Origin of the sequence: Caulobacter sp. D5, assembly GCF_003185805.1 — a bacterium.
Classification (GTDB): Bacteria; Pseudomonadota; Alphaproteobacteria; order Caulobacterales; family Caulobacteraceae; genus Caulobacter.
In genome coordinates, this window is record NZ_QHJY01000529.1 from 1 (window position 1) to 1,017 (window position 1,017).

The window sequence follows — 1,017 nt, forward strand, 5'->3', positions numbered from 1 at the left end:
CGCACCAGAGCGGGCGCATAGAGCAGCTGGATGTCGGCCTGGCGGGCCAGGGCCGGCAGGGCCAGCTCCAGCGGCTGGCTTTGCAGGCTCAGCGCCGCAGGACCGCTCGCCTGGGCCAGGGCCGGGGAGGCCAGGCCCGACGCCAGGCCGAGGGCGGCCACCGCGCCGCAGGCCAGCAGGTTGCGTCGAAGCGCGCGTGAATTGAAGCTCGTCATGGATATGGTCCTAAACAGCCGCCGGCCCCCTGACCGATCGACTCCAGGAACCGCCGCCATGGCCGAACCCTCATCCCGTCGTGAAAATTTCACGCAGCGAACGGCGGTCTCTAGGTCGCGGAGGCGGCCGTGATCGACCAGGTCGAGGTCCCGACCTGGCGCACGTCGAGGCCGAAGGCCGCCTGCATGGCCTGGGCGAATTCGCGCGCGCCGTCGTAGCGGAACGAGCCGGAGATGCGGATCGACCCCAGTTCCGGCTGGGCCAGCACCAGCTGGTCGCGGGAATAGCGGTTGAAGGCGGCCACGACGTCGGCGAGCGCCTCGTCGTCGAACACCAGCCGCCCCGTCCGCCACGCCGTCAGCCCCTCGGCGTCCGACGTCGTCGTGACGGCCGGAGCCTCGGCCGGACCCGAGACCATCTGGCCGGCGCGGATCGCCAGCGGCCGGGCGCCGCCCGCGTCGGCGGCGACCTGAAGGGCGCCGTCCTCCAGCAGGATCTGCGCCCGAGCGCCGTCGAGCGAGACCTGGAAGCGACCGCCGGCGCATTCGGCGACCCGGTCGCCGGCGATCAGCCTGAACGGCTTGCCCCGGCGGATCTCGAAATAGGCCTGGCCCTCGTCAAGCCGCGCGGCGCGCTTGGAGCCGCCATAGCCGATCCGCAGCTTCGACAGCGGCGCCAGGGTGACGCGCGAGCCGTCGGGCAGGGAGGCCGTCAGCCGCTCGCCGGGACCGGTGCGGATGGTGGCCTGGGCCGCGCCGGCCATCATCAGGCCGACCCCGCTGGCGACCGCCGCGGCGGTCG

At 73.5% G+C, this 1,017-nt stretch carries 2 protein-coding genes; both read right to left on the reverse strand.

Translation table 11 applies throughout. The features are described from left to right. A partial coding sequence (locus tag DMC18_RS24830) for a hypothetical protein (protein WP_146218216.1) occupies positions 1-215 on the reverse strand: 215 nt, incomplete at its 3' end. 110 nt (positions 216-325) lie between these two features. Further along, positions 326-1,017 (reverse strand): FecR family protein (locus DMC18_RS24835; RefSeq protein WP_110133412.1); only part of this gene is annotated, 692 nt, incomplete at its 5' end.